This window comes from Mesorhizobium sp. M2A.F.Ca.ET.039.01.1.1 (genome assembly GCF_003998035.1).
Taxonomy (GTDB): Bacteria; Pseudomonadota; Alphaproteobacteria; order Rhizobiales; family Rhizobiaceae; genus Mesorhizobium.
This window is the reverse complement of the sequence record NZ_RZRY01000450.1, coordinates 1-5,328: the sequence shown is the minus strand read 5'-3', so window position 1 is coordinate 5,328 and position 5,328 is coordinate 1. Positions and strand designations below refer to the sequence as shown.

The 5,328-nt window shown below is 65.7% G+C and carries 7 protein-coding genes; all 7 read left to right on the top strand.

What is annotated here, in order from left to right:
* The first annotated feature begins 204 nt into the window (after positions 1–204).
* Positions 205–687: a phage regulatory CII family protein gene (locus EOA24_RS26495; protein ID WP_127410233.1), complete on the top strand. Its 483-nt coding sequence runs from the start codon at positions 205–207 to the stop codon at positions 685–687.
* Complete coding sequence (locus tag EOA24_RS26490; protein WP_189354240.1) at positions 688–1,308, top strand: hypothetical protein; 621 nt, start codon at positions 688–690, stop codon at positions 1,306–1,308.
* A gap of 25 nt (positions 1,309–1,333) precedes the next feature.
* On the top strand, positions 1,334–1,684 hold the full coding sequence (locus EOA24_RS26485) for a hypothetical protein (protein ID WP_127410232.1): 351 nt from the start codon (positions 1,334–1,336) through the stop codon (positions 1,682–1,684).
* A 36-nt stretch (positions 1,685–1,720) separates the two neighbouring features.
* The gene (locus EOA24_RS26480; RefSeq protein WP_127410231.1) at positions 1,721–2,653 is read left to right on the top strand and encodes a DUF2303 family protein; all 933 of its coding nucleotides are present in this window, start codon (positions 1,721–1,723) and stop codon (positions 2,651–2,653) included.
* Positions 2,653–4,182: an MT-A70 family methyltransferase gene (locus EOA24_RS26475; RefSeq protein WP_127410230.1), complete on the top strand. Its 1,530-nt coding sequence runs from the start codon at positions 2,653–2,655 to the stop codon at positions 4,180–4,182. The genes EOA24_RS26480 and EOA24_RS26475 overlap by 1 nt, the downstream gene beginning before the upstream one ends.
* Positions 4,179–5,069 (top strand): DNA adenine methylase, encoded by an 891-nt coding sequence (locus tag EOA24_RS26470; RefSeq protein ID WP_127410229.1) that lies wholly within the window; start codon positions 4,179–4,181, stop codon positions 5,067–5,069. The genes EOA24_RS26475 and EOA24_RS26470 overlap by 4 nt, the downstream gene beginning before the upstream one ends.
* The coding region (locus EOA24_RS26465) for a hypothetical protein (protein WP_127410228.1) at positions 5,066–5,328 on the top strand (263 nt) is incomplete at its 3' end. The genes EOA24_RS26470 and EOA24_RS26465, both read left to right, overlap by 4 nt.

The window sequence follows — 5,328 nt, the reverse complement described above, 5'->3', positions numbered from 1 at the left end:
ACATTGGAGATATCGCCGACCTGCCGGGCTACGCCCGCAAGGCGGCCAACCGATTCCGGAGCGGCGGACCATGAGCACATTTTGTTGCGGGCCTCCTGTGAACTGACGCCCGCACACTGACTCCACAAACCCTTTCCCACCACGGGAAACGACGCCGGGTTTTCCCGGCGCGGGAAACCTTTTGCGCCTGACGAGGAGGCCACAATGGTACCGAACGCGAATGCCCGCCACTTCCTGCTCAAGGCCAAGCAGCGCGACCTGATCACCGCCGCCGGCGGCATCGAGCGCGCGGCCGATATCTGTTCCTACAGCAAGTCGCAGGTTGGCCGCTGGGCCAATGCGGACGCGCCGGAGCTGATGCCGCTCGACGCGGTGTTCGCGCTCGAGGAGGAATGCGGCCGGTTCGACATGAGCGAGGCCATCTGTGCGGCGCGTGGCCGGCGCTTCGCCGACGTCGAGGCGGTGGCCGCGAACGGCTCGGTCATGGCGGCACATGCGGAAGCGGTCGTGCGCATGGGCGAGTTGATGAGCGAGGGCGCGCTCGCCTTCGCCGACGGCCAGTTGACGCCGGCCGAAAGCGCGCAGATCGACCGCTCGCTCGCCAAGGTGAACAACGCCATCGCCGAATATCGCAAGGTGCTTGCCGGCGCGAAGGCCGCCGGCGGGCTGAAAGTCGTGGGCGAATAGATGTCCTCGCGCCACTTCCCCTCCGGCCGGATCCAGCATGGCGACCGCACCGTCGCCACGTCGGTGATCGAGTGCAAGTGCGGGGTCGTGGCGCATTTCAAGCAGACCGGCGCCACGCGCAAGCCGCCGGAAGCCGCCGAACAATATTTCCGGGCGCATGGCTGGACAGTCGGCGCGCGCGCCACCGCCGACCGCTGCCCGGACTGCACGACGCGTCTCTCAAAACCAGTTCTGAAGGTGGTTCCCATGGAAGCCAAGCCGGAAGCGCCGCGCGAGATGTCGCGCGAGGACCGCCGCATCATCTTTGCCAAGGTCGACGAACTCTACCTCGACGATAAGACCGGCTACGCCGCGCCTTGGACCGATGCCGCTGTAGCCCGCGACCTCGGCGTGCCGCGCGCCTGGGTGGCGCAGGTGCGCGAGGAGCTGTTCGGGCCGGAAGGCTCGAACGCCGAGTTCGACGACTTCCTCGCCAAGGCGGCGCCCGTCATCGCCGACATGAAGAACCTTTGCCGCTCGGCCACCGCGCAGCTCGAAGAGGCGCGCCGGCTGTCCGAACGGGTCGACGAGCTTGAGCGCATCGCCCGCCGCGTCGAGCGCGAGATCGGCAAGGCTTCGTAACCCCCAACCCTCGGAGAGGAAAAACATGAGTGTCCTTCGTTCATTCCGGCAGATGATCGGGCTGCTTTCGCGGGGCGATTTCTCGCGCCACTGCGACAAGCTTCTCGGCGAAGCGATCGAGGCGCTGGAAGCCTCGCCGGCCGACAAGTGCCAGGCCAAGATCACCGTGACGATCACGCTCGATTACGAGCTTGGCCGCATCGACGTGAAGGCCGATGCCAAGTCGAAACTGCCCGACACCGTCAAGTTCATGAAGACGCCGTTCTGGTCGATCGACGGCGCGCTGTCGGTCGAGCACCCGAACCAGATCGACATGTTCCCCGCCCGGAAAGTCCACGACGCCGACGACGAGGACGACGAGCGGGAAACCGCCTGACACTTTCCAAGCCTGCAACCCTGAAAGGAACATCGCATGTCCAAGACTGAAGATTCAGCGCTCGATGCCCATGGCATCGACCTGGTCAAGACTTTAGCCACCGAAGCAGCAGTGCCGACCATCCTGCTTGTCGACACCAGAGACTTTACCGGCCTCCCGGCAAGCGTGCCGGTGGCCTTCGACCGCAAGTCGCAGGCTTTCAAATCGGTGAAAGGCCTGATCGAGGAATTCCGCCAGGCGCCGGACCGGCGCAAGGGCACCGCCACGGTCGAGACGCTGGCGAGCTTCATCGAACTGACGAAGCGGCATCAGGACGAGCACTCGGCACTGTTCGGCAAGACGATGTGGCCGGATCCGAAGATCACGGCGGTGCTCGACTATGACATGGAAGGCGTGCCGGCGCGCAACCGCTCGCATCGCATCGTCTATGCCTTCCCGCTGACCGAAGAGTTCAAGTCGTGGGTCGGCACCAACGCGAAGCCGATGGACCAGGAAATCTTCGCCGCGTTCCTCGAAGAGCATGCGGCGGAACTGGCCGCGCCGACTGACGGCGAGGTTTCCGAATATGAGCGGCTGTTCAAGGAAAAGATGGCGACGCCATCGGAAGTCATCGCGTTGTCGCGGCATCTGGAAGTGTTCGTCGCCGCCCGAGCCAAACAGGGCGTCCGCCTGCAGAGCGGCGAGCGTACGGTGGAGTTCGCCGAAGAGCATATGAATGCCAAGGGCGAGGCCATCGTGGTTCCCGGCATCTTCATGGTGTCGGTGCCGGCCTTCCTCGACGGCGACGCGGTGCGCATCCCGGCGCGGCTGCGCTACCGCGTCAATGGCGGCAAGGTCGTGTGGTTCTATCAGCTCTACCGCTGGGAATTCTATCTGCGCGAGCAGGTCGGCCATGACCTCAAGCGCGCCTCGGAAGAAACCGGCCTGCCTGCCTTCGAGGGCGCGCCCGAAGCCGGCTCGCCGGCCTGATGCCGAAGGCCGTCGCCATCGCTGCCAAGCCGCTGCCGTCTCTTGTGCAAGAGGCGGCGGCGGCGCTTTCGCGCGCGACGACCGCCGCGGAGGTGCTCGACGCGCGCGACAAGGCCGCCGCCGTCTATGACGCCGCCAAGCGCGCGGCGCGGCTCGGCAAGGCGAAGAAGGCGCATGACGAGCTGATCGCCGCCACTTATCGCGTGCAGGCCGACGCGCTGGAAATCGAGAGCCAGGCCAAGCGCCGGCTCGCCGACGAATATGACGCCGCGCAGCCGGCCGGCGCCGCCAAGGGCGGTCGCCCGAAAACCGTTCCGGACGGGAACGGTTTCACGGCAAAGCAGGTGGGGCTCACCCGCAAGGAGATTCACGACGCGCGCCAGATGCGCAGCGCGATTGCCCGCAACCCCGCGATCGTGCGCGAGGCGCTGGACGATATTCTTGAGAGCGGCGATGAGCCGACGCGGGCAGCGCTTAAGCGCGCCATTGCGCCGGCGGTGAAGACCATTCGCGCCGAGGCACAGGCCGAGAAGAAGGAACGGCGCAACGCTCGCGAGATCGTGCTTGCGGCCGGCTACAAGGAACTGCCGGCGAAGAAATACGGCGTCATCTATGCCGACCCGGAATGGCAGTTCGATCCCTATTCGGCCGACACCGGCATGGATCGCGCCGCCGACAATCATTACCCGACCAGCGATCTTCTGACGCTGATGAAGCGCGATGTCGGCGCGTTGGCCGCCAAGGATTGCGTGCTGTTCCTGTGGGCAACGGTGCCAATGCTGATCGAGGCCATTTGCGTGCTCGACGCCTGGGGCTTTTGCTGGATCGAGCGCGACCCGAACACCGGCTATCTGGCGCCGAACAAGGCGCATGCCCGCTACGTCTCGCATTGGGCGTGGCTGAAGAACAAGATCGCCACCGGCTACTGGAACCGCGGCAAGCACGAAATCCTGATCATCGCAACGCGCGGCAAGCCGGTGGCGCCGGCCATGGGCGATCAGCTCGAAAGCTGGTGCGACGACATGGCGATCGAAGCCGATGTCGGCCGGCATTCCGCCAAGCCCGACGTGTTCGCCGCCTGGATCGAGAAGCACTGGCCGAACACGCCGAAGATCGAACTCAACGCCCGCCAGGCGCGGCCCGGCTGGGACCGGTGGGGCAATGAATCCGAGCGGGGAGAGCCGCGAGAGGACAAGCCGCAAGCGAGCGGAGAATGCCCCGAAGCCCCTCCTGCTGACGTGAAGCCGGCCGCTGCCGTCGACGGCGCGGCGGGACAGCAGGAAACAGCGGTATCCCCATGCAAGCCGGGCCTGCTGGTCTGGGAGCAGACCCACGAGAAAGGGCGGATCCTCGCCAAGCTTGGCGAGATCGAAGTTGGCGCCGTGTTCCCCGAAGGGAAGGGGTGCACCTGGTCGTTCTGGCTCGGCCGTGTAACGGGCGAGCACAAGCGCGCGAAATCGATCGAGGCCGGCAAGGCGGCGATCGAAAAGGCCTTCGTCGAAAAGACCGGACTGGCGGTGCCTGCATGAGCGCGCCGACGCGTCCTGTTCTTCGTTGGCATGGCGGCAAATGGAAGCTCGCGCCGTGGATACTCGGCTACTTCCCCGCGCACCGCGTCTACGTCGAGCCCTTTGGCGGGGGAGGCAGCATGCTTATGCGTAAACCCCGCTCTTATGGTGAAGTCTATAACGATCTCGACGACGAGGTCGTGACGCTGTTCCGCGTTCTGCGCGACCCGACCTCGGCCGCCGAGCTTGAGCGGCTTCTGCGGCTGACGCCGTTCGCACGCGTCGAATTCAAGGACGCATACCAGCCGTCCGAAGATCCAATCGAGCGCTCGCGCCGGCTGCTGGTGCGGTCCTACATGGGTTTTGGCAGCAACGCTCATGCCAGCCAGCACAAGGGTCATCGTTCGACTGGCTTTCGCTCGAACTCGAACCGCTCCGGCACGACGCCGGCGCAGGACTGGGCGAATTACCCGAATGTGCTCGCGGCGATGGTGGCGCGCCTCGCCGGCGTCGTGGTCGAGAACCGCGATGCCAAGGTGGTGATGGCGCAGCACGACAGCGCCGGGACGTTGCATTATGTCGACCCGCCGTACCTGCCGGAAACTCGAGCTCGTGGAAATCGCTACGATCTCGCCTGGCGCATGTACCGGCACGAACTTAGCCGGGATGATCATGCCGAATTGCTCGGCTTCCTGGCCAGTCTCAAAGGCATGGTCGTTCTGTCCGGTTATCCGGACCCGCTCTATGACGACGCTCTGGCCGGCTGGCGCCGGATCGAAACCAAGGCCTTTGCCGACGGCGCGCGCGAGCGCGTTGAAGTTCTGTGGCTCAACCCCGCATGCGCCGCTGCACTCGATGCTCGGGCGGCCGGCGCCGGCGCGCCTCTGTTCGCGAGGATGTCGGCATGAGCGTCCCGTCCTTCTCGCCCGCCATGCTGCAGCTCTTCCTCTACGCCCATTGCGTCGCCGCGCATGGGCGCACGCCTCGCCTAAAATTCCAGACTGCTGCCGAGCGCGAAAAGGCCCGGCTGCGCAAGCTGGCGCGGATCACCGTCAACCAGATGCATTCGGCCTGGATGGGCCGGCTGCCGACGCCGGAACCGCGCGCGCGGCTGTGGGCGGTGCTCGGTCACTTCCCGTCCGACTTCGGCGTGGTGCTCACCCATGG